We start from the raw sequence: 25026 nt of genomic DNA on the forward strand, positions 1-25026 counted from the left end.
CCCGACAGCCGGGAGATCTCGCTTGGCGAACATCGGCTACATCCAGGTCGTCCGGCATTGCAACCATTTTTGCGGGTTCTGTTCGAACCCCACGACGCCCTACGTGCACACCTTCGACACGATGAAGGTGCTCGTCGACGATCTGGTGAAGCGCGGGTATTTCGGGGTCATCCTCACGGGCGGCGAGCCCACGCTGCACCCGGAGCTGCCGCGCATCGCGGCGTATGCCTCCGCGCAAGGCCTCCACGTGCGGATGATCACGAACGGCTCGCGCCTCGCGGACCCTGAATTCGCGCGGAGCCTGGCCGAGGCGGGCGTCCGGCTCGTGCACGTCTCGGTGTATTCGGTGCGCCCGGACGTGGAGGCGATCCTCCGCGGCACGGACGGTACGCTGGAGAAAGCGTTCGCGGCCGTGCGCAACGCGCATGACCATGGGATCGAGATCAACATCAACTGCGTCATCAACAAGCTGAACGCCGATCACCTCGACGAGAGCATCGATCACTGGATCGAGCATCACCCGTACGTGCGCCATTTCGTGTGGAACAACCTCGACCCATCGATGGGTCGGGCCGAGGTGAACCAGGCGCAGTTCACGCCGCGCCTCGCCGATTTCGAGGTCTCCCTCCAGCGCGCGATGCGCAAGCTCCACGCCTCAGGCCGCACGTTCCGCGTGGAGAAGGTCCCGCTCTGCTACATGACCGAGTTTGCCTGGGCGAGCACCGAGACCCGCAAAATCGTCAAGGGCGAGGAGCGCATCGTGCATTTCCTCGACAACAAGCAGACCGTCCGCCAGACCGATTGGGAGCACATCTACGCGCCGGCCTGCGCCCATTGCACGCTCCGCCCGATCTGCGGCGGCCTCTTCGACCGCGGCGCGGCCTACGACCCGGAAGAGCTCTCGCCCGTCTTCGTCTCCATGGACGCCGTCGTCGAGACGATCATCACCGACCCGAGCGACCCGAGTTATCCGCTGCGCAACCTGCCCGCGTGGAAAAAGGATTTCGAGGTGAGGCTTGCCGCCGCGCGTGGGTCGGGCGAGGAAAAACCTCGCGCGTCCTCCGAGGACATGCGCCCGCCGGACGCGCCGCCCGTCGGCATGGTGACCGAAAAGGGCCTCCGGCTCTTCGAGGCGAAGCGGAAGAGCGAGGCGAAAAAGGCCGAATCGCTTGGCGTCTCGATGGAGCACCTCGATGTCGCCGTGCCCGACGAAGGCCCGAACGGGATCTAGGATGTACCGTGCGAAGTAGATTGGATTCGACGGATCTTGGCAGCGAGCTTCATGCCGGCCCGTATCGGCTCGAATCGGTGATCGCCCGCGGCGGCTTCGGGTTCGTCGCCCGCGCGACGCACGCGCCCACGGGCCGCGCCGCCGCGGTGAAGGTCATGCACGCCGAGCTCTTCGCCGATCCCACGGCGATCCCGCGCTTCGAGCGCGAGGCGGCGATCATCTTCGAGCTCCCGCACCCGAACGTCGTCCGTGTCCACGAATTCGGTCGCCTCGCCGACGGGCGCCCCTATTTCGCCATGGAACTCCTCACCGGCCAGAGCCTCGACGCGCGCCTCGCCGCGGCCGGCAGGCTCCCGATCGACGAGGTCCTCGGCATCCTCGAACCCCTCGCAGACGCGCTCGCCGCCGCGCACGCGCGTGGCATCGTCCACCGCGACATCAAGCCCTCGAACGTCTTCCTCGCCGAAGACCGCGCCGAGGGCCGCGTCGTCCTCCTCGATTTCGGCGTCGCCAAGCTCCTCGACAGCGCCGGCCCCTCGCTCACCGCCTCGCGCGCGACGCTCGGCACCCTCCCGTTCATGGCGCCGGAGCAGGTGCTCGGACAACCCCTCGACACCCGGGCGGACGTCTATGCCCTCGGCGCGCTCGCATTCGCCATGCTCACGGGAAAACCGCCCTTCGGCGATCAGGCCACCGCCGTCGTCCGGCAGATTCACCTCCACGCGCGCCCGCCCCGTCCGAGCGAACGTGCGCCCGTCGATCCCGCGCTCGACGAACCTCTCCTCCGCGCGCTTTGCCGCGATCCCGCGGGCCGCTACGCCTCCGCACCGGAGTTCGTCCGGGCACTCCGGACCGCGCGCGGCGCCGCGACGAGCCCGCAACCCCCGACGCCCCACGCCGCCTCCGTCCGCCCCTCCATGGCCGTCTCCGTCTCGCTCCGCGCCGATCCGGCTGCGCTCGCGGACGGCGACGAGGCCCTTCTCACCGCCCTCGAAACGAGCCTGCCCCTCGTCTCCGCCGAGCTCACCGCGGCCGGCCTCGTGCTCTCCCGGGAGACCGCGACAAACCTGCTCGCCGTCTCGCCCACCCCGCCCGATCCGCCGCTCGCCCGGCGCGTGCTCGAAGCGTGTGTCCGGGCCTATCGCCGGGTCCTCACGGGCCCCTTGTCTGCACAACCTGCCGACCTCGGCATCGTCGCGCACGTCGGCGCCCTCCACACGAGCGAGGCCGGCACGATCCTCCCGGGCGGCCTCCTCGATGTCCCCGCGTGGTCACCCGGCCCGGTGCGAGGCGTCGTCGCCACGAAACAAGCGCTCGAAGGCCAGGATCTCCCGCGCTCGCCTTTCCCGAACGATCCGCGGTTTTTGTTTCTGGAACGATAACGCTCAGAAAAATCTGGCGAACCCCAGCACCTTCCAGTTATGGGAGTTCATCGGATCGTGCTGGGCTCCCGAGAACAGGCGCAGCGGCGCAGTCCTCGGGCGCGTGTAACTCGTGCTTCCCCAGGTCTGGTAATAAAACTCCCAGCTCGCGCCGGCCACCACGCCGAACACGACGGTCCCCCCGAGAAACTCCACGTTCGTGCGCCCCTGCGTCGTCTTGCGTTGTACCTCGGCCGCCGCGCCGATGTTGTAGATCGGCTTCGAGATCTCCGTCGCCACCACGGGGACCGCGGTGTGGGGTGCGGCTAATGCCGGATAATGGCCCGCGGCCGTGGCGTGGAGTTGCGCCAGGGTCATCGTGCAGGCCGGGAGCTGCAGGACGGGGTTCAGCGCGCCCGCATTGCCGGGCGGCGAGTTCGACACGTTGTTCGCGTGATACACGATGAGATCGTTGCTTCCGGTGACGCGGTCGATGAAGACCTTGCATCCCGACATATCGGCCGTGAGGAACGAGTTGACCCCGTTCGCCGTCGCGTTGCCCGCGTCCGGCAGCCGCACCGAGCAGATCCCGTCCTGCAAGTAGGGGAGGAAAATCGTGTCACCCAGGGCCGCGCCCGCGGGGCTCAGGCAGTTCACGCCGTTCGCCACGGCCGGGGCCAGGTTCACCCGGCAAGTGCCCCACGTGAACCGCCGATGCTGCCCGTTGATCACGGGCACGAACGCGGATCCATTAAATCCCCCCACCCGCGTCGGGGTGGCGCGCACGTTGTTGACGTTGATCCCCATGCCGCATCCTCCTCTCTGTCTTGCATTCTTCCCGGCGCGGCGTCACTCCTCCGTGGCCGATATCCCGTGCCGCCGCAAGAGCTCCCGCAGGTGGTTCCGATCCATGTGCGCCGAGCGCGCCGCGCGGGACAGATTGCCCCCGCTCTGCCGCACCAGCGTCTCGATGTACCCGCGCTCCCACCGCGCGACGGCCCGCTCCTTCGCTGCCCGGAACGAGCCGAGCGCGAGATCTTCATCGTAATCGGCCGAAGGCGGCGCCGCCGTCTTGGGCTCCGATCCGGGCGCCGCGCCGAGCGTCGCCTCGAACCAGAGCGCCTCGTCCTCCATCAGGATCGCCCGCTCCACCGCTGCACGCAATTCCCGCACGTTCCCCGGCCAATCCTGCTTCGTGAATGCCGCCACGAGCTCGGCCGGCGGCAGCGGATCGCCCGACCGCGCGAATTGCTCGTAGAAATGTGCGACGAGCGGCGGAATGTCCTCGCGCCGCTCCCGCAGCGGCGGCAATCGAATCCGCACGATGTTCAACCGATAGTAGAGATCCGAGCGGAACGTCCCGCGGTTCACCTCCTGCCGAAGGTCGCGGTTCGTCGCGGCGATCACCCGCACGTCGAGCTTGACCGGGTCGAGGCTCCCGATCCGCCGCACGACCCGCTCTTCGAGGGCCCGGAGCAGCTTCGGCTGCATGTCGATCGGCAGCTCGCCGAGCTCGTCCAGAAACACCGTCCCGCCCGCGGCCGCCTCGAACGCGCCCGCGCGCGATTGCAGCGCCGTCGTGAACGCCCCGCGCATGTAGCCGAAGAGCTCGGCCTCGATCAACGTCGGCGGGATCGAGCTGCAATCGATCACGACGAAGGGCCCCTGCGCGCGTGGGCTCTTTTGATGGATCACCTCGGCGAGCAGCCCCTTGCCCGTGCCGGTCTCGCCCTCGATGAGCACCGTCGAATCCGAGGCGGCGATCCGCGGCAGCGCCGCAAAAAGCCTGCGCATCGCCATGCTCTGGCCGAGGATCCGGCCATAACGCTCCTCGTCGGCGAGCGGCTCGACGATCTCGTCCGGCAGCGGATCGAAGCGCAGCGTCGATTTGCCGATGCCGAGCACCGCGCCCGGGCCGAGGTAGGCGCCTTCCACGCGGAAGCCTGTGACCCGCGTGCCGTTTCGGCTGCCGAGGTCGCGCACGAGAAACCCACGGTCCGTCACGGTGATCGCGCAATGGTGACGCGAGACGGCGCCGTCGGTCAGGACGAGGTGGTTGCCGGCGGCCGTGCCCACGGAGAGCTCGGCGCCATCCGAGACGCGCTCGACGCCTCGATCGGGCCCCGCCGTGACCTGGAGGCGAAAGCGGCCGATGGCGCACTCGCGCGGGCGAACGACGAGGGCCACCGTCTCCTTCGCGTGCGGTTCCTTGCTCATGGTGCGGGCACGGTATCACGAACGGACGCGCCTGCTCGCGCCGAAGCAGTTGCTCTTCGTCGGGCGCCGCGTACCATGCCCCCGGATGATTGGTCGGCAGCTCCTCACCGACTACGAGATCGTCCGCGTGCTGGGTCAAGGCGGCATGGGGACCGTCTACGAGGCGAGGAGCACGAAGACCGGACAGCGCGTGGCGATCAAGTGGCTGCATGTGCGCCCGTTCGCCCCCGATGACCCGGACCTGCTCCGCTTCGAGCAGGAGGCGCGGATCGCCGGCTCCCTCGACTCGCCGCACGTCGTCGCGGCCATCGCGGTGGATCACGATCCCGAGAGCGGCGTGCCGTTCCAGGTCATGGAGTTGCTCGATGGGGAGGACGTGCGCGCGCTCCTCGGACGCGTGGGCCCGCTCCGCCCCGACGTCGCGCTGCGGATCCTGGCGCAGGCTTGCGAGGGGCTCGCGGCAGCGCACGCGGTGAGCGTCATCCACCGCGACATCAAGCCCGAGAACCTTTTTCTCGCGCGGGGCGGGGACGGCGAGGTCACCGTAAAACTCCTCGATTTCGGCGTAGCGAAAATCCGGCGCACGCCCGAGGCGATGGGCGCGGGCGGCGCGCTCACGGCGCCGGCCGTATCGATGACGCAGAGCGGGCAGGTGATCGGCACGCCGCTCTACATGGCGCCCGAGCAGATCGAGAGTCCGAAGAAAGTCGACGCCCGATGCGACGTGTATTCGATGGGCGTGACGCTCTACGCGATGCTCGCGGGGGCGCCGCCGCACGCACACGTCAAATCGCTGGTCGAGCTGCTTTATGCGATCACGACGCAGCCGCCGCAGCCGCTCGCCGAGAGCGCGCCCTGGGTGCCGGCCGAGATCGTGCGGTTCGTCGAGAAGGCGACGGCGCACGCCCGCGAGGACCGATTTCCCAGCGTGGAGGCGATGCGCGACGCGCTTCGCCCGCTCCTGCCCGAGGGGTTTTCCCTGCGGCAAGAGGCGCTCGTCGGCGTGACGGACGAAGAGCGGAAGATTGTCGCGACACACCCGGCGAATCCGCTGGTGGCGTCGGCGAAGACGGAGCGGTCTGCGGAGACGGTGAAGACCGCGCGGGCCCGCGCGGGACGAGCGAGGCTCGCGGCCGCCGCGATCACGCTGTTGGTCCTCGGGCTCGCGGCGTTTTTCTTGTGGAGCCGTTAGCGCGGGATCCGATCAGAAGCAGGAGGTCGGGTCCTTGAGCTGCACCCGGATCGTGTGCGGGTTGTAAACAATGGCACCCGACGGCTTGCACGACCAGTATTCACCGGCAGGGCCATTCGGAATGCAGGCGGTCTGGCACGCGCCGAGGTACACGAGGCCGCAGCTATTCCCGGCCTGATCGCAGATCCGGTGATCGATCCAAGGCAAGCCGCCCGAGGCCGGGCATTGCTGAATCTGCTCGAGCTCGGAGCAGACGTACGCAGAAAACGCCGGCCGGCCGGGGACGATGGTGGCGCGCGAGTCGAACAGGTTCCCGTAGGCGCTCGACTCCTCGAAATCGTACGTCGCGTCGTTCGCGAGGTTCTCGACGATCCGCGGGTGATTGCCTTCGAGGAGGATATCGACGTGCGCGCCGAGGACGTTGAGCCGCTGCACCATACACGCGGTCACCCAGCGCTTGCCGTCCGTGCTGAGCCCGCCGTAATACCACTCGTCTGCGAGCCCCCAATGCCCCTGGTAGGTCAATCCATTGACGGGATCGTCCACGGACTGCGACGGGTTCAGGGCGCACTCGACCGCGTTCTTCAGGACCTCGCGGCAGGACGCGAGCAGCGTCGGCAGGGCGGGCAGCTTCCCGCTCGCGCCGGACGTGAGCGCCACTTTGCCGAGGTCGCGCAGCGCTTGCTGCGAGCCGGAGTCCCAGAAACACGGGGGGCCGTAGCCATTGCTGCCGAACGGGGGATCGAATCCACCATATCCGGCCGTTTCGAGCCCCACATCGAAATCTTCGGCGTCAAAGGGGTTCTCCTCCTCCGAGAGCACACAGCCATTGAGCAGGGCGGTGGAGGAGGCGAGAAGGACGAGGAGCAGGTACGACGATTTCATGGGGCTCTCCTGGGCTCGAAGCGGCTCGACAAAAGATGCCTAGCAGACCTCATGCCACCACGTCCCCGGAGCAAATCCCAGGGAAAAAGAGGCCCCTGACGCGGCCTCGTGTCCCGCGCTGCAGGCGGCAGCATGCAGCAGGTGCAGGCGCGCGCCATCACCCCCTCCTCGCACATCCGTGCTGGAGGTTACAACCTTCTCCTGTCCTTAAGGAACGATTTCTTCGACCTCCTTCTTGAGGCTCCCGTGATCCCGCCCGAGCGACGGATCGATCTGGAATGCCTTCGCGCACGCCTCCTTGGCCTTGCGCGTGGCCTCGGCGCGCTCGCCTTTCGCGTGCGCGCGCCGCGCTTTTACGAGGTGCATCATGCCGCTCACGAGGTATGCCTTCGCGAGCTGCGGATTCTTGGAGAGCGCCTCCTCGGCCCTCGTGAGGCCCTTCTCGAGATCCTCGTCGGGATCACCACCCGTCTCGGCCAGCCATACCGCCCGGAGCGCATGAATCTCTGCGAGAAGGGCGTGCGGGCTGCTGTCGACGCCCTCCTTCTCCAGCAAGGGCCGTACCTGCTCGAAGGCCGCCTCGAAGCTCTTCGGGGTCAGCGCCGCACGTTTCGCGTCGACGCGCAGCGCCACGATCTCGATCCTCGCGGACAAGAGGCGGAGCTGCGCCCTCGTCGATCCACTCGTTCCGGCCGAGATACGCACGGCTTCCCGCGCCTCGGCGATGAACGGCGTCGCGTCGAGCCCCTGCCGCAAGGCATACGAGGCCTCCAGCCATCGGCACTCGGCGAGCTCCTCGAGAAGCCAGAACTCCTTCGGCATGGGCCCCGCGAACGCGCGGATGGCATCCACGGCCGTCCGAAGAGCAGGTCGAGGATCCCGATCGAGGACGAACGCCTGAAGGCCATGAAGCCGGTGCGCCCGCGCGTTCCAGAACGCGAGAATCGAGGGGCTGCTGCCCGTCTTTTCAAGGAGCGCCACCGCCTCGAAAAGTGCCTTGCTCGTCTCCTCCGTGGGACGCCCGCGATCGATCTCCGCTTCGAGCAGCATGCGGAACGCCTGCAACCGTTGCCCCACGGGTAGGATGAACCGGGGATCGAGCGCCATCGCTTGGTCGAACTGCCGGATCGCTTTGCGCAGAAGCATCGAGCCGTCGCGCCCTTTTGATATCTCGTCGTCGGCCGCGGAGATGTACGCAAGGCCGAGTTCGTTCATCGCCCAGGTAAAACGCGGGTCGAGCGCGAGAACCCGCTCGTAGGCATCGATCGCCTTCGCCATGGAAGCATTGCGACCGAGCGCAAACAGGACATTCACGTGCATGCGACGCGCGAATGCCACCGCATAATGCGCCATGACGTCCTCACCATTCGTCCGGGCGCTCTCTTCCGCGGTGCGCAGAGCCTCTTCCACGGCGCGGACCGTATCCTCCGAGACGTCGCTCACGGCGACCCGCGAATAAACGCGCGCCGTGAGCACGAGCGCCTGCTGCACGCGCGCCCGGCCGTCCTTCGAACTCGATTGCACCGCGCGGCTGCATACCGCCTCGGCGACGTCGAACGGCGTACCGGAGGGCAAACCCTTCGACAGGGCGGCTTGCCCCATCTTTTCCCATAACTCGCACTCCGCCCGGTGCACCTCAGGGTCGCTCCGCCCCATGTCCGCGGCGATTTTGTACACCGCGGCCCCCGGCTCGAAGAACGATTTCATCTTCTCGAAATCAAACGCCGCGTCGTGCCGATACTTGCTCCCCTCCGCGAAGAGCGCGTCCGCTTCGAGCTTCTTCGCCTCGTACATCCAAGGCGCCTTCTCGAACGCCTCCTTCGCCTTGGCAATCGCCGCCTCGTTTTTCCCCTCGTAGAGCGCGATGAGCCCCTCCGCGTACGCCGGCACCTCGATCTTCGCCGCCAGCGCCGCCCGCAAATGCCCGAGCGCCGGATCCCGCAGCGCCCGCTCGAGCTCCTCGACCTTCTTCTTCCGCTCCTCCTCGTTCGTGATCCGCCGTGTCTCCGCCAGCGAGCGCCGAAAAATCTCTCCGATCGCCCGCCCGAGCGCATACTCCAGATCCGCCGACGAATACCCCGCCCCGAGCGCCTTCTCCAGGTGCTCCCGCGCCCCGTCCGGATCCCCGAGCGCGAGGTGCCCGCGCCCGATCGCGTAATGCCCCGGCCCCTCCCCCGCGCGCCCTGCCGCGGCCATTCGTTGCTCGATCTCCCCGAGCCTCTCGCGCACCACGTCCCGCTCCCGCTCCACGTCGTGCAGTGGCAATTCATAAGCGGCGCGCAAAAACAGCTCCATCTCCTTCACGCCCTCGCCGAGCTCGCGCGCGAGCCGCGCCTGCTCCGCCGCTTGCCGTTGCGCCCGCACCCACACGCCCACGAGCACGAGCGACGAGCCCAGCGCAATCACGAGCAGCGACGTCGCGAGCTTGTGCTTTCGCGCCTTCTTCAAGAGCACGTACCCGATCGAGGCACGTCGCGCCAGAATCGGCTCGCCGTCGAGAAACCGCTGCAAATCCTCGGCGAGCGCCCGCGCCGACTCGTATCGTCGCGACGGCTCCCGCTCCAGGCATTTCATCACGATCGTCTCGAGCTCGGCCGGCACCCCTTTCTTGACCGTGCCGAGCGGCGGCGCCTCCTCGTACGCCACCGCCATCAAAAGGTTCCACGCATGATCCGCGACGAACGGCGGCCGGCCCGCGATCACGTCGTAGAGCGTCGCCCCCAACGAATAGACGTCCGAGCGCCGATCCATCGCCCGCACGTCGCCCTTCGCTTGCTCCGGCGGCATGTACGCGGGGGTCCCGAGAACCGCGCCCGTTCGCGTTTCTCCGCGGTCGGAGACCTCCCGCGCCAGACCAAAATCCATCACATACGGCTTCAGCGAGCCGTCCTCGCGCGCCTCGACGAGGATGTTGCCCGGCTTGATGTCCCGGTGAATCACGCCGAGCCGATGCGCCTCGTGCACGGCCGCCGATACCTCTTGCATGAGCTTCACGCTTTGCTCGAGCGTCAGCTTTTCCGCGCGCTTCGAGAGCGGCTCGCCGTCGATGTATTGCATCGCGATGTACGGCTCGCCGTCGGCCTGCCCGGCCTCGTACACGCGGCACACGTGCTCGTGCTGGATACGCGCCTGCGCCCGCGCCTCGCCGAGGAATCGACGCCAGAGCTCCGGATCGTCGCCTTTCAGGAGCTTGAGCGCCACCCTTCGGCCGAGGCGCGGATCCATCGCGCCGTACACCGTGCCCATCCCGCCTTCGCCGAGGAACCGGATGTCCTCGTACCGCTCCGCAAGAGCTCGCGGCACATGGCGCCGCTCGCTCGGCGGGCCCGGCATCACGAGCGGGAGCGTCGACGCGAGCCCGAGATCCACCTGCACGACGCCGCCGGACGCGGGCGGCCCCGGCTCCGTCGGGGCCACATCACGCCCGCCCTCCGTCGACATGGCGGACGAGTTTACACTGAACCGCCCGCCCTCCGCACGTGCCTTCAAATCAGGGGAACACGACGTCGACCGGCGTGGAGCTGGCCCCCGACGCGGGCGCCCCATTGCCGAGCTGCCCGACGCTATCGCTGCCCCAGCATTTCACGCCCTCCTCGAAGAGCGCGCACGTGGAGACCTGGCCGCCGTCGATCTTGATCGCACCCGCGGCGTTCGTGATCAGCGTGGGCGCGCTCTGGTTCGTCGTCGTGCCGTCGCCGAGCTGCCGCGAATCGTTCAAACCCCAGCAGAACACCTCGTTGTCGCTGCGAATCGCGCAAGTGTGGCTGTTTCCCGCGCCGAGGTCCACGATGTCCGAGAGGCTCGAAACGAACTCGGCCGAATACGCCACGCTCGCCGCGCCCGAGCCGAGGCCGAGCTGCCCGTAGGTGTTCGCGCCCCAGCATTTCACATCGCCGCTCGACAGCAGCGCACAGCCGTGGTTTTGCCCGCGCACCATCTTCACGGCGTCGTCGATCCCTACCACCTCGACGGGATCGTCCTGATTCGCGCTCGGGCTGCCATTGCCGAGCTGGCCAAGCCAGTCGTCGCCCCAGCAAACCACCTTGCCCGTGGCGCGGAGCGCGCACGTCGAATACGCGCCGGCGTCGATCGCAATCGCGTCGCCGAGATTCAAGACCGTCACGGGCGACGCGGAGTACGAGCCAATCGAGCCATGGCCGAGCTGCCCATAGTAGTTTTGCCCCCAGCAGACCACCTCACCCGACGAAAGGAGGGCGCACGAATGCTCCCACCCCGTGGCGACCGCAACCGCGTCCGCGATTCCGGCTACGGCCGTGGGCGTTTGCTTCGGGCTGTACCACGAGCCCGAGCCCACCTTGTTGAAGTTGTTGTGGCCCCAGCAATACACCGAGCCGCCTTCCGTCGCCGCGCAGGCATGCAGGCCGTACGCGTCGACGTCGGCGACATCGAGGAGGCTGCTTTGTTCGGGGGCCAGGCGGTTCGTCGTGTCACCGAGGCCGAGCTCGTAGTTCCCATTGTAGCCCCAGGCGTAGAGGTCCCCGCCGTCGGCAATCGTGAAGGCGTGCGAGTAGCCGACCTCGATCTTCTGGACCATGGTGATGGCCTGCGAGGCCTCGGCGGTCCGCCCCTCGGCCGGCGCGTCGCTCGGACCGGCGCAGGCGGCGAGGAGCAAAGCAATGGGGGCGAATACCATGAAAGAGCGATGCATGGACATGGTGATGTCTCCCTTGGATTGATGTTTCATGGCGCGGTTCACTCCGGAATGACACAATCGTAGCCGTACCAATCGTAATTCTGCACGCGCACGCTGATGTACTTGTTCCCCGACGAACCGCATTGCACGTAGCCGGCGAGGGGATTGTAGAAGCACGCGGAGTTGCAGTTCCCCACGATGTTGAGACTGCAATAGGGACTCGTGTCGCAGATGCGCTTATCGAGCACCTGCTCCACGAGACACGAGGTCGCCATGTTCGTGTAATAACAAACGTTGGCGACGAAGCCCGCCGCGAAGAGGTTTCCCCATGCGCGCGACTCCGGTACGGGGAACTGCGAGATCTGCGTCGACGTCGCGCTGAGCTCCGTGCGAACTCCCTGGAGCAAAATGGGGACCTCGATCCCGTACCCATTGAGGTGCTCGAGCAGGCACGACGTGACCCACCACTGGTTGTCGCTGCTCAAGACCTGCGTCTTCCACTGTTCTGCGAGGCCGAGCCAGCCGTTGTACGTGGTGTTGGTGACCGGATCCGTCATCGAGGAGCCCTCGGGCAATGCGCACCGGGCGAGGTATTTGAGGGCCTGATCCCTGCACGTGCTCGAGACCAGGGACAGATGCGAATTTTCGGGGAGGGTGCTCTCCACCTGGTAGAGCGGCTTTTGCGCGTAGAGCCTGTAGGCCGCCTGGACGTTGGGGTTCCAGAAGCAACCGGGGCCGAATTGGTTGCTGCTGCCCGGCGGCCTGGGGTCGGGGTCGCCGGGGTCGTGCGTTTCCAGGCCGACGTCGAGATCGTCGGCGTCGAAGGGATTCTCCGCCTCGGGAGCCGCACAACCCGAAAAAACGACGCTGGCAGCAACCACGAACGAGAACAAGCAATACGATTTCAGCATGGGTATCTCCTCGCCAAGAAACGACGTGGAGAACGGATAGCACGAGGCGTGCCACGTCACCTAGCCCGGCAGGAGCCCGGCTTTTTGTGGGTCCTCAGGCCCACGGCGGAGGCATCTGCGGGGAGGTGCCTGCAGGCAGTGCAGGCCACGCCATGCAGTTTGTCCATCGGACGATGTTCAAGGGAGGAGCGCGGCGATCTCCTTCAGCTCCTCCTCGTACTTCCGCGCGAGGAGCGCGTTCTCCCGGAGCGCCGCGTCGAAGGCCTCCTTCGCGCGGCGCGCGGCCGCCACCCGTTCGCTCTCGACCTGCGACGCGCGCGCCTCCACGAGGTGGAGCTGCCCCATCGCTGCAAACGCAGTTGCCATATGGGGATTCTTGGCGAGCGCCTTCTCCGCCATGCGGAGCCCCTCGGCGAGATCCTCCTGGAACCTCCGACCGGCCCTCGCCGACCATTGCGCTCGCAAACCATGCACCTCGCTCATGACCTGGTACGGCGCGGCTTGCTCCTTGGCCTCCTCCAGGACCGGGGCCATGTTCATGAAAGCGGCGTCGAAGCTCGCGGCGGCCGCGCTGCCCCGTCGCAGCTCCGCGCGAAGGGTCACGATCTGGATGCGCGCGTCGAGGATGCGCAACGCCATGTTCGTTCCCCCATTGATGGCCGCCGCGTCCCCCACCCACCGCCGTGCCTCCGCGAGGAGAGAGCTCGGATCAAGGCCCTCGCGCAGCCCTTGCTCCGCCTCCAACTGCCGGCACCTCGCCCCCTCGATCAGGAAAAACATATCCCGCGGGGAATCCCCCGCGAATCCATGAATGGCATCGATGGCGGCCTTCGTGAACCGCCGAGGGTCGCGGCCGAGGGCCAGCTCGTGGCCGCCGAGGATCCGATACGTGCGCGCCTTCCAGTAAGCCGTGCGCCACGGATCGACGGCGCTTCGTTTGTCGAGGGCAGCCAGGGCGTCGAGCGCGTCCTTCACGTGCGCGTCGGCGGCCTCCCCCCGTTCGAGGCTGGTGTCCACGAGCATCGCGAGCACCTCCACGATCATGAATGCCGGGAGCGAGAACCCGGGGTCCAGCGCGAGCGCACGCTCGAACTGTTGCCGCGCGTTCTCCAGCGCGCGTCTCGCATCCCGTCCTTTTCGCCGATCGATATCGGAGGCGAGGATGTACACCTGCCCGAGCTCGTTGTACGACCAGGTGAACAACGGATCCAGCTCCTGGACACGCAGGTAGGCCTGGATGACGTCCTCGATGGGCAGGTCCTGACCGCGGGTGTCCAAGAGCTTCGCGCGCTCGTGCAGCGCCGTGGCGAGCGCATATCGCGCCATCACGTCCTGCGGGCGCGCGCGCAGAGCCTCCTCGGCAGCATCGACCGCGGCCTGAACGATGGCCTGCGCCGAATCCTTGGCGTTGCTGCTCGAGACGGCATTGGCGCGCGCGATGAGGAACAACGCGCGTTGCACGAGTGATCTCCCGTCTCGGCTGCTCGCCTGCACGGCCCGATCACAAGCCTCGACGCCCGCCTCGAACGGGACTCGCCTGTCCGCATTGCTATTCAGCGCCGCCCACCCCGTCTTCTCCCACAACTCGCACGCTGCCCGGTGCACCTCCGGATCGCTCCGACCCATGTTCGCCGCGGCCGCGTAGGCCCGCGCCGCCGGCTCGAAATACGATTTCATCTTCTCGTGATCGAACGCCGCGTCGTGCCGATACTTGCTCCCCTCCGCGAAGAGCGCGTCCGCTTCGAGCTTCTTCGCCTCGTGCATCCAGGGCGCCTTCTCGAACGCCTCCCGCGCCTTCGCGGCGGCCTCCTCGTTTTTCCCCTCGTAGAGCGCGATGAGCCCCTCCGCATAGGCCGGCACCTCGATCCGCGCCCCCATCGCCGCCCGCAAATGCCCGAGCGCCGGGTCCCTGAGCTCCCGCGAAAGCTCCGTGACCTTCTTCTTCCGCTCCTCCTCGTTCGTGATCCGCCGCGTCTCGGCGAGCGCCCGCTGATAGATCTCGCCGATCGCCCGCCCGAGCGCATACCGCAGATCCGGCGACGAATACCCCGCCGCGATCGCCTTCTCCAGGTGCTCCCGCGCCCCCTCCGGATCCCCGAGCGCGAGGTGCCCCCGCCCGATCGCATAATGCCCCGGCCCCTGCCCCACCTTCCCCGCGTCCGCCATTCGCTGCTCGATCTCCGCGAGCCGCACGCGTACCACGTCCCTCTCCCGCTCCACGTCGTGCAGCGGATACGCATACGCCGCCCGCAGAAAGAGCTCCATTTCCTTCACGCCCTCGCCGAGCTCCCGCGCGAGCTCCGCCTGCTCCGCCGCCTGCCGTTGCGCCCGCACCCACACGCCCCCGAAGACCAGCGACGACACGGCCCCGAGCGTCAAGACCGACGCCAGAAGCTTGTGCTTGCGCGCTTTTTTCCAGAGCACGTATCCGATCGAGGCCCGCTTCGCCAGGATCGGCTCGCCGTCGAGGTAACGCTGCAAATCCTCCGCGAGCGCCCGCGCCGAATCGTATCGCCTCGAAGGATCCCGTTCGAGGCATTTCATCACGATCGTCGCGAGCTCTGACGGCACCCCCTTCTGCACCTTGCCAATCGTCGGCGCATCCTCGTACGCCACCATCATCAAGAGCTTCCACGGGTGCTCCGCAACAAACGGCGGATGCCCCACGATCACGTCGTAGAGCGTCGCCCCCAGCGAATACACGTCCGAGCGACGATCCATCGCCCGCACGTCGCCCTTCGCCTGCTCCGGCGGCATGTACGCCGGCGTCCCGACCACCGCGCCCGTGCGGGTTTGTCCGCGGTCCGAGACCTCCCGCGCCAATCCGAAATCCATGATGTACGGCTTCAGCGAGCCGTCCTCGCGGCGCTCCACGAGGATGTTCCCCGGCTTGATGTCCCGATGAATGAGCCCGAGCCGGTGCGCCTCGTGCACCGCGGCCGTGATTTCAAGCATCAGCTTGACCCGCTGCTCCAGCGTCAGCCGATCCCGAAAGCGCGACAGCGGCTCGCCGTCGATGAATTGCATCGCGATGTACGGCTCGCCGTCCGCCTGCCCGGCCTCGTACACGCGGCATACGTGGTCGTGCTGGATACGCGCCTGCGCCCGCGCCTCGCCGAGGAATCGACGCCACAGATCCGGATCGTCGCCCTTCAAGAGCTTCAACGCCACGGTCCGCCCGAGGCGCGGATCCATGCCGCGGTACACCGTGCCCATCCCGCCTTCGCCGACGAACGTGATGTCCTGGTATCGCTCCGAGAGCGAAAGCGGCACGCCCCGCCGCTCGGCCGGCGGCCCCGGCAAGACGAGCGGCACCGTCGACTCGTGCCCGATCTCCGCCTCTCGTCCGTCATCCGCCGCCGACATATCCCGGAAAGATACACGCGCGAAGCAAAGGCGGCCACGCCGGGTCCGCGGTGGTACTTTGCTCTCCGGCCATGCTCCGCGCCCTCCTCGAACACCTCGCGCGCCTCTTCGCCCCGGCAAAACCGAAAGAGCCGCCTGCGACCGAAGAGGCCGACGACGGCGAACCGTTGCCCGACCCCGACGCCATCGCCGTCCTGCCGATCGAAGACGCGATCGACCTGCACGGCTTTGCGCCCCGTGACATCCCCTCGGTCGTCGAGGAATACCTGAACGAGGCCCACACGCGCGGTTTTCCCGAGGTGCGGCTCATCCACGGCCGCGGCAAAGGCGTGCAGCGGCGCGTCGTGCAATCGATCCTCGCGCGCCACCCGCTCGTCGAATCGTTCCGGGACGCGCCGGCCACGCGCGGCGGCTGGGGCGCGACGATCGCGCGGCTCCGAATCAATCAATCTTGATCGTCACGCCCACGCCGAAATGGTCTGAGGCAAACGCCCGGCCAGCATACTGGGGCGGGCAGCCCGAAAGCTCGCCGAGCGGCGCGACGAGCTCCGTCACGATCTGCTCCGGCGTGGCGCGCCGCGACGTCCACACATAATCGATCAGCGCCCGCTCCGGGCCGCCCTCATGAAACGCCCGCGCCACGTCGTTCTGCTCCGTGTCATATGTCAAAAGGCCCGCGCGCGCCGTGTGATCCGTCAAGCTCTCGCCGAGCCTCCGCGCGAGCCCCTCGTATTCGGTCGTCCCGCAAGGCACATTGAGATCCCCGCAGAGGACCGTGGGCACGCCGCTCGACACCGACTCCCGCAACGCGTCGCAGAGCACCTCGACCTGGTTTTTTCGCACATGGAGGCATTCCTCCGGCGAGACCCGCCCGTCGTCCGCCTGCAAATGCGTGTTCACCAGGTAAAGCTCGCGCCCCCCGGGCAAGCGTACCTCCGCGAGCGCGGCGCCCTTCCGCGCGAATCCGTCCGCGCCCACGCCGCGCGGCAATCGCAGAAAACGCGCCTTCAGGGGAAACCGCGAGAGGATCACGAGGCCCGCGCCGACGAGCGTCTTGTCGACCCCGTCGGGACCCGGCGGATCGTGCCAGAGCTCGGAAAACCCCCCGGCCACGCGCAACGCTTCCAGCCGCTCGTGCACCCCGCCCACGAAGTTCTCCTGGATGCACACGATGTCGAAGCGCGAGAGCGCCTCGACCACCGCTGGCGCCCCGAGGCGCTCGGGCCAGAAAGGCCGCCCCTCCAGAAAGTCTTCGAGGCTCTGCGGCGCGCCGAAGCAGTTCCAGGTCGCGAGGCGAACGGACAGGGGCCTTTGATCATCCACCATCGAGCCCGGATCCTAAATCAACACGCGCGCCCCGGCTGCCCCTTCATTTCCTGGAATGGACGTTTTTCCCGCGCTTTCGCTCGGAGAGCGCCCAGCGGATGCCCATCTCCAGCGTCGAGCGGGTCACGAGCGTGCCGAGATCGAGCCCGAGCCCGACGATCGTGTGCGCGACGTCCGGGCGCAGGCCCGTGAGCAGCACCTCCGCCCCGAGCAGCCGCGCCGCCTGCGTCGCCGCCACGAGCGCGCTCGCCACCTGCGCGTCCACGACGCCGACACCCGTCACGTCGAGGATCACCACCTCCGCCGCGTGCCGCACGATCCCTTCGAGCAGCGTCTCCAAGACCTGCCGCGCCCGCGCCGAATCGAGCACGCCCACGATGGGCATCGCGAGCACGCCGTGGCCAATCGGCACGAGCGGCGTCGAGAGCTCCCGCAGCGCGTCCGCCTGCCGCCGGATAAGCTCCGACGCCGCCCGCAGCTCGGTGATATCGCTCGCGAGCCCCACGACGCGCACGACCTGCCCCGACGCATCCTTCACCGGATACGCCCGATCCCGCACCCAGCGAATCGTGCCGTCTGGCCGCACCACGCGATAATCGATGTCGTATCGCCCGAGCTCCTGCAGCGGCATGGCTTCCACGACGACCGCGCGATCGTCGGGGTGAATTGCGTCGAGGAACTGGAACCGTCTTTCGTAGAGCTCCGACCTCTGCCGGCCCCATACGATTTCATAAGCCGGGCTCACGTAGACGAGCGTGTTTCCATTCGCGTCCGTCATCCAGAAGACGTCGCTGATCGACTCGGCGAGGAGGCGGAACGTCTCTTCCCGCTCGGCGAGCGCGCGCGTGGCTTTTTGAGCCTCGGTGACGTCGCTGAGCGTCGCCACGTACTGCTCGACCACGTCGGCCTGGTCCCGCTGCACCATCACGCTGACCAGGAGCCACACGCGATCGCCGATTTTCGGCCGATCCACGCCGATGATCATGGACGAGACGGCCTCCCCCTTTCCGAGGGCGCGCGCCATGGGGGATTGGTCGGGGGGCAGGGGTTTGCCGTCCTCGCTCAGCATCGCCCAGCCCGGATCGTTCGGAGCGCGGCCGTGCATCTGCGCCTCGGTCATGCCGAGCATTTCGAGCGCGCGGCGGTTGACGAAGCGCATGTCTCCCCGCGGCCCCCGGATGACGAGGCCGATCTGGAGGTTCCGGAGCAGCACGTCGAAGCGCGACTCCATGGCCGTGAGATCCCGCGTCCTGCGGGCCACAGTGTCCTCGAGCTCGCGCCAACGCGCCGACGTGTCGGTCATGTCGCGGCCGAGCGACACGACGAACGACACGCTGCCGTCCGCGCCGCGCACCGGCGTGTAGCTCGTGTCGATGTAGGCGACCGCCCCCGCGCTGCCGCGGATCTTGTGCACCACCTGCACGATCTCGCCGCTCGAAAACGCGCGCTCCACGCACTGCTCGATGCTCGCCGCCCGGTCCCCATAAAGATCCCGCGGCGACTTGCCCACGAGCCCCTCCGCATCCCACCCGAGCAGCCCACACGCCGCCGGGTTCGCATAGACGAACCGACGCGCCGTGTCGTAGACCACGCAGACATCCCTCGACTGCGCGAAATAAGAAGGCGCATCGAACGGGAGCGAGGCGGAAACGATTGGAGGGGTGACCATGGGCCTGATCTTCGCAGGATCGCGCAACCCACGTGCGCAACGCAACAAGGATCCGAAGTCCTCGACAGGACACGGGATCTCGCCGCTCCGCCTGGGGCATCACGTTCTAGCGCGGAGGGCAGGCTGGCGCACCTCGACCGGGGCGTTCGTCGGGCAAGCAAAAACCAGCGCGTGACAAACGTGGGGATCCGTTGAAAATGGTGGGTGAGCGCGGCAAGCTCCGCGCTGCCCTCGAGGCACGATGAGCAAGGCGCGCGCAGGATCCAAGCCGACGCGGACGAAAAAGGCCGCCGCAAAGCCGACGAAGGTCGCCCCGGAGACGACCTCGAAGGCCGTCGCAAAAAGGCCGAAGGAGGGCCCCGCCCTCGCGCCGCCCGCGCCCCCGATGCCCGAGGTCCGACCCGCGCGCACCGAGCGTCCGCCCGCCGCAGACCCGCCGCTCGTCACGAAGTGGGCCGAGCGCGGGGCCGCGCTCCTCCGGGAGCTCGCGGCGCACGGCGCCGAGGATCACGAGTATCGCGTGGACCTGAAAGACGGACGTTTCGTGTGGCTCGATCCGCGCGGACGCGTCTCGGCCGAGGCCCGCGCGCGCGCGCTCCTGAGCTACGCGCCCACGACGTCCTCGCTGACGATGGCCTGGGCCGATCCGCTCCTGCGCGCGGCCTCCGTGCGCCCGATCGAGCGGATGCCCACGGAGCAGGACGACGTCGACGAAGAAGGGGCCTGGCACGTGGCGATCGCCGCGGCCGAGGCCTCGGGCGCCGAATGGCTCTACCGCGTGGCCGCGCCGCACACGTGGTACTTCCTCGCGCTCACGGACCTCTCGTTCCAGCCGATCAGCCCCTCGTTCACGCCGGGCTCGCCCGCGGGCCTCGTGCTCCTGGAGATCGAAGCGAGCCGCAAGGCGATCCGCTCGGGCGCCGAGCCCGCCGTCGTCGTGCGCGAGCGCCTCGCCCGCGTGGGCAGCGCGCTCCTGCACGAGGCCGAATACGCCTACCGCAGCACGGACTGGGTTTCGCGGCTGGCCCGGACGGGCAAACGGCTGGAGAAGCTCGCGGGCAAGGTGCCGGTGCCCTCGTTCGAGGCGGTCGCGAAGAGCGCCTCGTCGTCGGAATGGCTGGCGCCGGACCTCGCAGGCAGCCTGGACGAGGCCTTGGGGCTGCTCGAAGACGAGTGGCGGCTATTCGCCTAAGGCCCGCACGATCCCGTCCACGTCTACGTCCACGCCCGTGCCCGCCGCGATCTCCACCGCGGCCTCGGGTTTGTCCGTCCGGCTGATTCGCAGCGCCCTCTCGCTCCCCGCGGTCACCACGTGCGAAAACCGGTGCGCCGCTGCATAACGCAGGACGTCCGCCCCCGGCGCGCGCCACGCCGTCGCGATGCCTCGCGCCCGGAGCGACGACGCCAGCGCTTCGCCCGGCGGATCCGCGGACACGAGCACCCGGAGGGGCCGCTCCTCCCGCACGCCCGCGGCTTCCCGCGCCCGCGCAATCGCGTCGAGATGCAAGCCAAAGCCCACCGCCTGCATGGGCAAACCAAAACGTTCGAGCAAATCGTCGTATCGACCGCCCGCCCCCACGGGCTCGCCCGGCCCCGGCGCGAGCACGTGGAAAATCGGCCCCGTGTAATATGCGAAGCCCCGCACCTCGCCGAGATCGAGCCGCAAGACATCGCCGAGCCCGGCCGCGGACGTGCTCGGCCCGCGCGCCGTCTCCCATAACGCCCGAAGCTCGCGCAGCGGCCCCTCCGCCCCCGTCCCCACGAAGAGTTTTTCCGCGCGGGAGAGAATCTCCTCGCCCGGCCGATCCTCCGCCCCGCCCGCGAGCTCCGGCAGCGCCACGAGCGCCTCCGCCACGCGCTTCGGCACCCCCGCCGCTTCCCGGCCCGAAAGCAACGTGAGCAGCCGCGACGCGTCCTTTTGCGCCAGCGCGTCCGTCACCTCCACGTCGAGCGGCGATGGCACCACGTCGACCAGGGCGCGCGCGATGAGCGCGTGGCCGAGGTCGATCACGAACGACCCGAGGCCCACGGCCTGCGTCACCGACGCAAGGAGCCGCAGCGCTTCGAGGTCGCCCTCGGGCGAAGGCGCGCCGTAGAGCTCCACCCCGGCCTGCGGGATTTGCCGGTGCTTTTTGGCCCGACCTTGGCGACGCCGCACGATCGTCCCTTCGTAGCAGAGCCGGATCGGCGCGGGCTCGGCGGCGAGGCGCGTGGCCACCATCCGCGCGATCTGCGGCGTCATGTCGGGACGGAGCGCGCACACCTCGCCACTCTCCGGCTCCACGAAACGCAACACGTCGCCGGGATCGAGGGCCCCGAGGCCCTTTTCCAGCACCTCGGCCAGCTCGAACGCCGGCGGCGTCACGAGGTCGTAACCGTGCAGGGCGAAATGGTCGAGGAGGGTCCGGGCGAGCGCGCGCCGTCTTCTCGTCTCGTCCGGTAAGAGATCGCGCATCCCGGCGGGCAGCGGATGCGAGAGCGCCTTGGGCGGAGTGCCAGAACGGTCCACGCCGGGCTTATACCGCGGCTGGGCAATCCGTGCGCATCGTTTGTGCCCTCGCTGCGATGGCTCACGCGCCCCGCGAGGCGCGGAGGCACATCCCTCACGCCCCGACGTGCCAGCGGCGCCAGCCATTCGCGCGGATCCCGACCTGCCATGCCTGGCAGATGACTTGCTAACTCCGACCACCTGCCAGGCGCGCCCACGAAGTGCCGGGAAAGCGCTGGTGATGGAGGCTCTCATGGCCGTCCAGGCCGTCACGACGACGCGTACCTCCGCGGCACCGCCCGCGCCTGCCGGGGCAGAGGCCCGGCTCAGCGAGCTCATCGAGCGCGTCAAGAATGGCGACACCGTGGCGCTCGACGCGCTCACGCGTGCCATCCGGCCGCACGTGGAGCGGCAGCTCGCTCGGTATCCCGTCTCGGACGAAGACAGGCTCGATCTCGTTCAATCGACGCTCCTCCAGGTCATCCGACGAATTCGCTCCTTCCGCGGCGATTCGAGCTTCACGACGTGGCTCTTCCGGGTCACGGCGAACGAAGCTCTGATGCTGATGCGCTCCCAAAGGCGTCAGCGGGCGCGGTTCGTCGGCGGCCTCGACCTCGAGGACCTCAGCGTTCTGCCCACGATGCGCGCCCCGGCGCTCGAAGACGACGCGGCGAGCGTGGCCGAGCGCGAGCGTTTCGTCCGGCTCGCCCTGGGCGAGCTGCCAAACGACTATCGGGACGTGGTGATGGCGCATTACCACGAGGATCTCGGGCTCCAGGAAATCGCCCAGAAGCTCATGGTCAGCGAGAGCGCCGTCCGTTCGCGCCTGCACCGCGCGCGCCTGCGCCTGCGCGCCATTTTGAACGCGACGCCATACGGCCGTGAGCTTCAAGCGGGATTCGGCCCGGTCGAGCGCCGGGGAACGACGGCCGGGTGACGCCGCACCCACCCCCCGTGCGGCCTCCCGTACGCAGCGCGTGACACGGTTTTGCCATCGACGAACCCTGTTCGGCGTGGAAAACGGTGGTAAGGTCCGACCATGCGCCCTTGCGTCTTGCTTTCGCTCCTCGCCTCGACCGCCGCCACCATGGTCATTGCATGTGCCACCTCGAACGGGGGCAGCTCCTCGTGGGACCCTCCGGGGCAAGGGGGAACCGGCGGCACCGGCGGCGCCGGCGGGACCGCGGGCACGGGCGCGGGAGGCTCGGCGGGCGAGGGCGGGCTCTTCCAGGACGACGGGGGGACGGGCACGGACGCGCCGCCCCTCTCGGATGACGCCGCGTGCGCGTCGACGGCGTCCGAGGCGACCGTCGAGAAGCTCCCCGTCGACATCATCTGGGTCGTCGACAACTCGTCGAGCATGCAGCCCGCGATCACCGAGATCAAGAAGGGCCTCAATGCCTTCGCCTCGCTGATCGCCGCGAAGAACCTGGACTACAAGGTCATCATGCTCTCGCTCCGGAACAAGACGAGCCCGGTGCAGGTCGGCGGCAGCACGCGGTATCCGATCTGCATTCCGGCGCCGCTCGCGGGCAACGACAGTTGCGGCAATGGTCCGCGCTTCTTCCATTCGAGCGTGGACATCCGCAGCGTGCAGCCGCTCGAACAGTTCCTCGGCACGCTTGGACAAACGGACGGCTACAAGCTCGGCGACGAGCGGGGCGGCGAGCCCTGGAAGCAGGAGCTCCGGCCGCAGGCGACGAAGACGATCGTCATCGTGTCGGACGACAACTCGCGCCTTTCGGCGACGAATTTCGAGTCGTTCGCGGGCGGGAAGAACCCAGCGAACTCGCTGACGCTCCCGCCGGGGATCCTGAGCCCGTCCTGGAATGGGCTCTTCACCGATTACGTGTTCAGCGGCATCTACGGCTGGGGCTCGACCTCGAATCCGAACACGATTTGCGAGTATTCGGACGGCAGCGCGCCGCCGAGCTCGGGCCCGACGTACACGACGCTCGTGCAAAAGACGGGCGGCGTGCGGGCGCAACTCTGCGACGGCAGCGCCGCCTGGCAGCCGTTCTTCGACGCGGTGGCCCAGGCCGTGGACCAGACCGCGAAGCTCTCGTGCGAGCTCACGATCCCGAAGCCGCCCACGGGCGAGGACCTCGATCCGGAGCTCGTGAACGTGGCGCTTTCGAGCGGCGGCGCGCCGACGTACCTGCCGCGGGTGAACGGCGCGGCGGCCTGCAGCGGCGGCGGCTGGTATTACGACGACCCCGCGGCGCCGCAGAAGGTCATCCTCTGCGAGACCTCGTGCGACCAGGCCCAGGCCTTGGTCGGCGAGGACAAGACCGGGAAGATCGAGGTCTTCTTCGGCTGCCAGTCGATCATCAAATGACCACGCCGATCCGCTCGAACGGCGCCCGGAGATCCTCCGGCAGCGCCGCTTCGAACGTGATCGGCTTGCCCTCCCACGGGTGCACGAAGCCGAGCGACCGCGCATGCAGCGCGAGCCGCGCGAGGCCAAAGCGCTCCCGATAATCGCGGTTCAGCGCGCCCTTGCCATAATTCGCGTCCCCGATCAGCGGGTGGCTGATGTGCTTCATGTGCCGCCGCACCTGGTGCAGCCGGCCCGAATGCGGCTCCGCGTCGACGAGCGAGAGGTGTTCGCCTCGCCAAACCCTGCGGAACGAGGTCGAAGCGGGCACGCGTGGCCCGCCCTCACGGCGGGGGATGGGGTGGTCGATGGTGCCGGCCTCGGGGGCGACGCCGCGGACGAGCGCGAGGTAATGCTTTTCGACGCGGCCCTCCTCGAACATCTCGCAAAAGACGCGGGCGCTCTCGGGGGCGAGCGCAAAGACGAGGACGCCGCTCGTGGCGCGGTCGAGGCGGTGGACCGGAAAGACCTTTTGCCCGAGGGTATCGCGCACCTCGTGCATCGCGGTCCGCTCATCGTCGGCCCAGCCGGGGTGGACGGCGAGGCCGGACGGTTTGTCGACGACGACGAATCGTTCGTCCCGATGCAGGATCACGAGCAAGGACTTAGCGCAGCTTGATCCTCGTCGTCGGCTCGCGCCAGCGCTGCACGATGCCGGGCAGCATCGAGAGATCGCGCACGGTCACGTCCGGCCCCGCCTGGATCAGCGCCTCGGCCGTGGAGAAGCCGGACTCGACGCCCACGGCCCACGTGCCGGCGTTTCGTGCACAAAGGATGTCCTGGATGCCGTCGCCGACCATCACGACCGCCGCCGGCATCGAGCCGAGCTGCTTCGCCGCGAGCAGGAGCGGCGCCGCGTCGGGCTTGCGCTCCTTCGTGTCGCCGCCGGCCACGACCGCGCCGAACCGATCCTCGATGCCGAGCGCGCGCAGCACGACGTCGGTCGTCGCGCGGTGCTTGTTCGTGCAGATGCCGAGCGACATGTTCTCCATCGCGGAGAGGGCCTCGATCGTCTCGAGCGCGCCTTTCGCCCAGCGCGTGAAGTCGAGCGGGTGCTCCCTGTAGTAGTCGAGGAAGAGGCGGATGAGCTCGTCGGTCTCCGGCGCGTCTTCCGGGATCTTCGCGGCCCTCGCGCAGAGCGCGCGCGGGCCGTCGCCGACCAGGCGCACGATCACCTGCGCAGGCTGCGGGTTGCGCCCCGTCGTGAGCAGCGCGTGGTTCAGCGCGGCCACGATGTCGCCGCGGCTGTCGAGCAGCGTCCCGTCGAGATCGAATACGACCGCTGTGGGGGGAAGCACGGGGTTCATCCTAGGCGATCGTCGGCCGGAACTGGAAGGGCTTGAACGACG

Annotated in this window: 19 protein-coding genes; 7 read left to right on the forward strand and 12 right to left on the reverse strand. The window is 68.4% G+C overall.

Annotated elements, in window-relative coordinates; translation table 11 throughout:
* Window positions 1–22 precede the first annotated feature (22 nt).
* Window positions 23–1231, forward strand: coding sequence for a radical SAM protein (locus QHF89_RS26215; RefSeq protein ID WP_284720947.1), 1209 nt, complete (start codon window positions 23–25; stop codon window positions 1229–1231).
* A gap of 8 nt (window positions 1232–1239) precedes the next feature.
* Complete coding sequence (locus QHF89_RS26220; RefSeq protein WP_284720948.1) at window positions 1240–2613, forward strand: serine/threonine-protein kinase; 1374 nt, start codon at window positions 1240–1242, stop codon at window positions 2611–2613.
* Window positions 2614–2616: 3 nt separating this feature from the next.
* Here the strand turns inward: QHF89_RS26220 and QHF89_RS26225 are convergent, their stop codons facing one another.
* A complete protein-coding gene (locus QHF89_RS26225; RefSeq protein WP_136927269.1) occupies window positions 2617–3399 on the reverse strand; it encodes a hypothetical protein in 783 nt (260 codons plus the stop codon).
* A gap of 42 nt (window positions 3400–3441) precedes the next feature.
* The gene (locus QHF89_RS26230; protein ID WP_136927270.1) at window positions 3442–4809 is read right to left on the reverse strand and encodes a sigma 54-interacting transcriptional regulator; all 1368 of its coding nucleotides are present in this window, start codon (window positions 4807–4809) and stop codon (window positions 3442–3444) included.
* An 85-nt stretch (window positions 4810–4894) separates the two neighbouring features.
* On the opposite strand from QHF89_RS26230, the gene QHF89_RS26235 reads away from it, so the two are divergent.
* The gene (locus tag QHF89_RS26235) at window positions 4895–6001 is read left to right on the forward strand and encodes a serine/threonine-protein kinase (RefSeq protein WP_284720949.1); all 1107 of its coding nucleotides are present in this window, start codon (window positions 4895–4897) and stop codon (window positions 5999–6001) included.
* 12 nt (window positions 6002–6013) lie between these two features.
* On the opposite strand, the gene QHF89_RS26240 is transcribed toward QHF89_RS26235, so the two are convergent.
* From QHF89_RS26240 to QHF89_RS26260, 5 genes are all read right to left on the reverse strand, one after another.
* A complete protein-coding gene (locus QHF89_RS26240) occupies window positions 6014–6886 on the reverse strand; it encodes a hypothetical protein (RefSeq protein WP_136970164.1) in 873 nt (290 codons plus the stop codon).
* 207 nt (window positions 6887–7093) lie between these two features.
* Window positions 7094–10327, reverse strand: coding sequence for a protein kinase domain-containing protein (locus QHF89_RS26245; RefSeq protein WP_284720950.1), 3234 nt, complete (start codon window positions 10325–10327; stop codon window positions 7094–7096).
* A gap of 49 nt (window positions 10328–10376) precedes the next feature.
* Window positions 10377–11561, reverse strand: a complete 1185-nt coding sequence (locus QHF89_RS26250; RefSeq protein ID WP_284720951.1) for an RCC1 domain-containing protein — start codon at window positions 11559–11561, stop codon at window positions 10377–10379.
* A gap of 38 nt (window positions 11562–11599) precedes the next feature.
* Entirely contained in the window at window positions 11600–12451 is an 852-nt protein-coding gene (locus QHF89_RS26255) for a hypothetical protein (protein ID WP_136970167.1), read from the reverse strand.
* Window positions 12452–12628: 177 nt separating this feature from the next.
* A complete protein-coding gene (locus QHF89_RS26260) occupies window positions 12629–15817 on the reverse strand; it encodes a protein kinase domain-containing protein (protein ID WP_136970168.1) in 3189 nt (1062 codons plus the stop codon).
* A gap of 71 nt (window positions 15818–15888) precedes the next feature.
* Between QHF89_RS26260 and QHF89_RS26265 the strand changes: the two genes are divergently transcribed.
* Entirely contained in the window at window positions 15889–16272 is a 384-nt protein-coding gene (locus tag QHF89_RS26265; protein ID WP_136970169.1) for a Smr/MutS family protein, read from the forward strand.
* Here the strand turns inward: QHF89_RS26265 and QHF89_RS26270 are convergent.
* Window positions 16259–17143, reverse strand: coding sequence for an endonuclease/exonuclease/phosphatase family protein (locus QHF89_RS26270; RefSeq protein WP_136970170.1), 885 nt, complete (start codon window positions 17141–17143; stop codon window positions 16259–16261). The genes QHF89_RS26265 and QHF89_RS26270 overlap by 14 nt on opposite strands.
* Before the next feature lie 43 nt (window positions 17144–17186).
* Entirely contained in the window at window positions 17187–18812 is a 1626-nt protein-coding gene (locus QHF89_RS26275; RefSeq protein WP_136970171.1) for a PAS domain S-box protein, read from the reverse strand.
* Between the two features lie 241 nt (window positions 18813–19053).
* Here QHF89_RS26275 and QHF89_RS26280 point away from each other — a divergent pair, with 241 nt between their 5' ends.
* Window positions 19054–20004: a DUF6882 domain-containing protein gene (locus QHF89_RS26280; protein ID WP_136970172.1), complete on the forward strand. Its 951-nt coding sequence runs from the start codon at window positions 19054–19056 to the stop codon at window positions 20002–20004.
* On the opposite strand, the gene QHF89_RS26285 is transcribed toward QHF89_RS26280, so the two are convergent.
* Window positions 19993–21321, reverse strand: coding sequence for an ATP phosphoribosyltransferase regulatory subunit (locus QHF89_RS26285; protein WP_284720952.1), 1329 nt, complete (start codon window positions 21319–21321; stop codon window positions 19993–19995). The two genes, QHF89_RS26280 and QHF89_RS26285, sit on opposite strands and share 12 nt — an antisense overlap.
* 232 nt (window positions 21322–21553) lie before the next feature.
* Between QHF89_RS26285 and QHF89_RS26290 the strand changes: the two genes are divergently transcribed.
* Window positions 21554–22237: an RNA polymerase sigma factor gene (locus QHF89_RS26290; protein ID WP_136927285.1), complete on the forward strand. Its 684-nt coding sequence runs from the start codon at window positions 21554–21556 to the stop codon at window positions 22235–22237.
* 102 nt (window positions 22238–22339) lie between these two features.
* Window positions 22340–23638, forward strand: coding sequence for a hypothetical protein (locus tag QHF89_RS26295; RefSeq protein ID WP_136927286.1), 1299 nt, complete (start codon window positions 22340–22342; stop codon window positions 23636–23638).
* Here the strand turns inward: QHF89_RS26295 and QHF89_RS26300 are convergent.
* The gene (locus QHF89_RS26300; protein ID WP_284720953.1) at window positions 23631–24272 is read right to left on the reverse strand and encodes an RluA family pseudouridine synthase; all 642 of its coding nucleotides are present in this window, start codon (window positions 24270–24272) and stop codon (window positions 23631–23633) included. The two genes, QHF89_RS26295 and QHF89_RS26300, sit on opposite strands and share 8 nt — an antisense overlap.
* Before the next feature lie 10 nt (window positions 24273–24282).
* Complete coding sequence (locus QHF89_RS26305; RefSeq protein ID WP_232379337.1) at window positions 24283–24975, reverse strand: HAD family hydrolase; 693 nt, start codon at window positions 24973–24975, stop codon at window positions 24283–24285.
* Window positions 24976–25026 lie beyond the last annotated feature (51 nt).

Origin of the sequence: Polyangium sorediatum, from assembly GCF_029946465.1 — a bacterium.
Taxonomy (GTDB): Bacteria; Myxococcota_A; Polyangia; order Polyangiales; family Polyangiaceae; genus Polyangium; species Polyangium fumosum.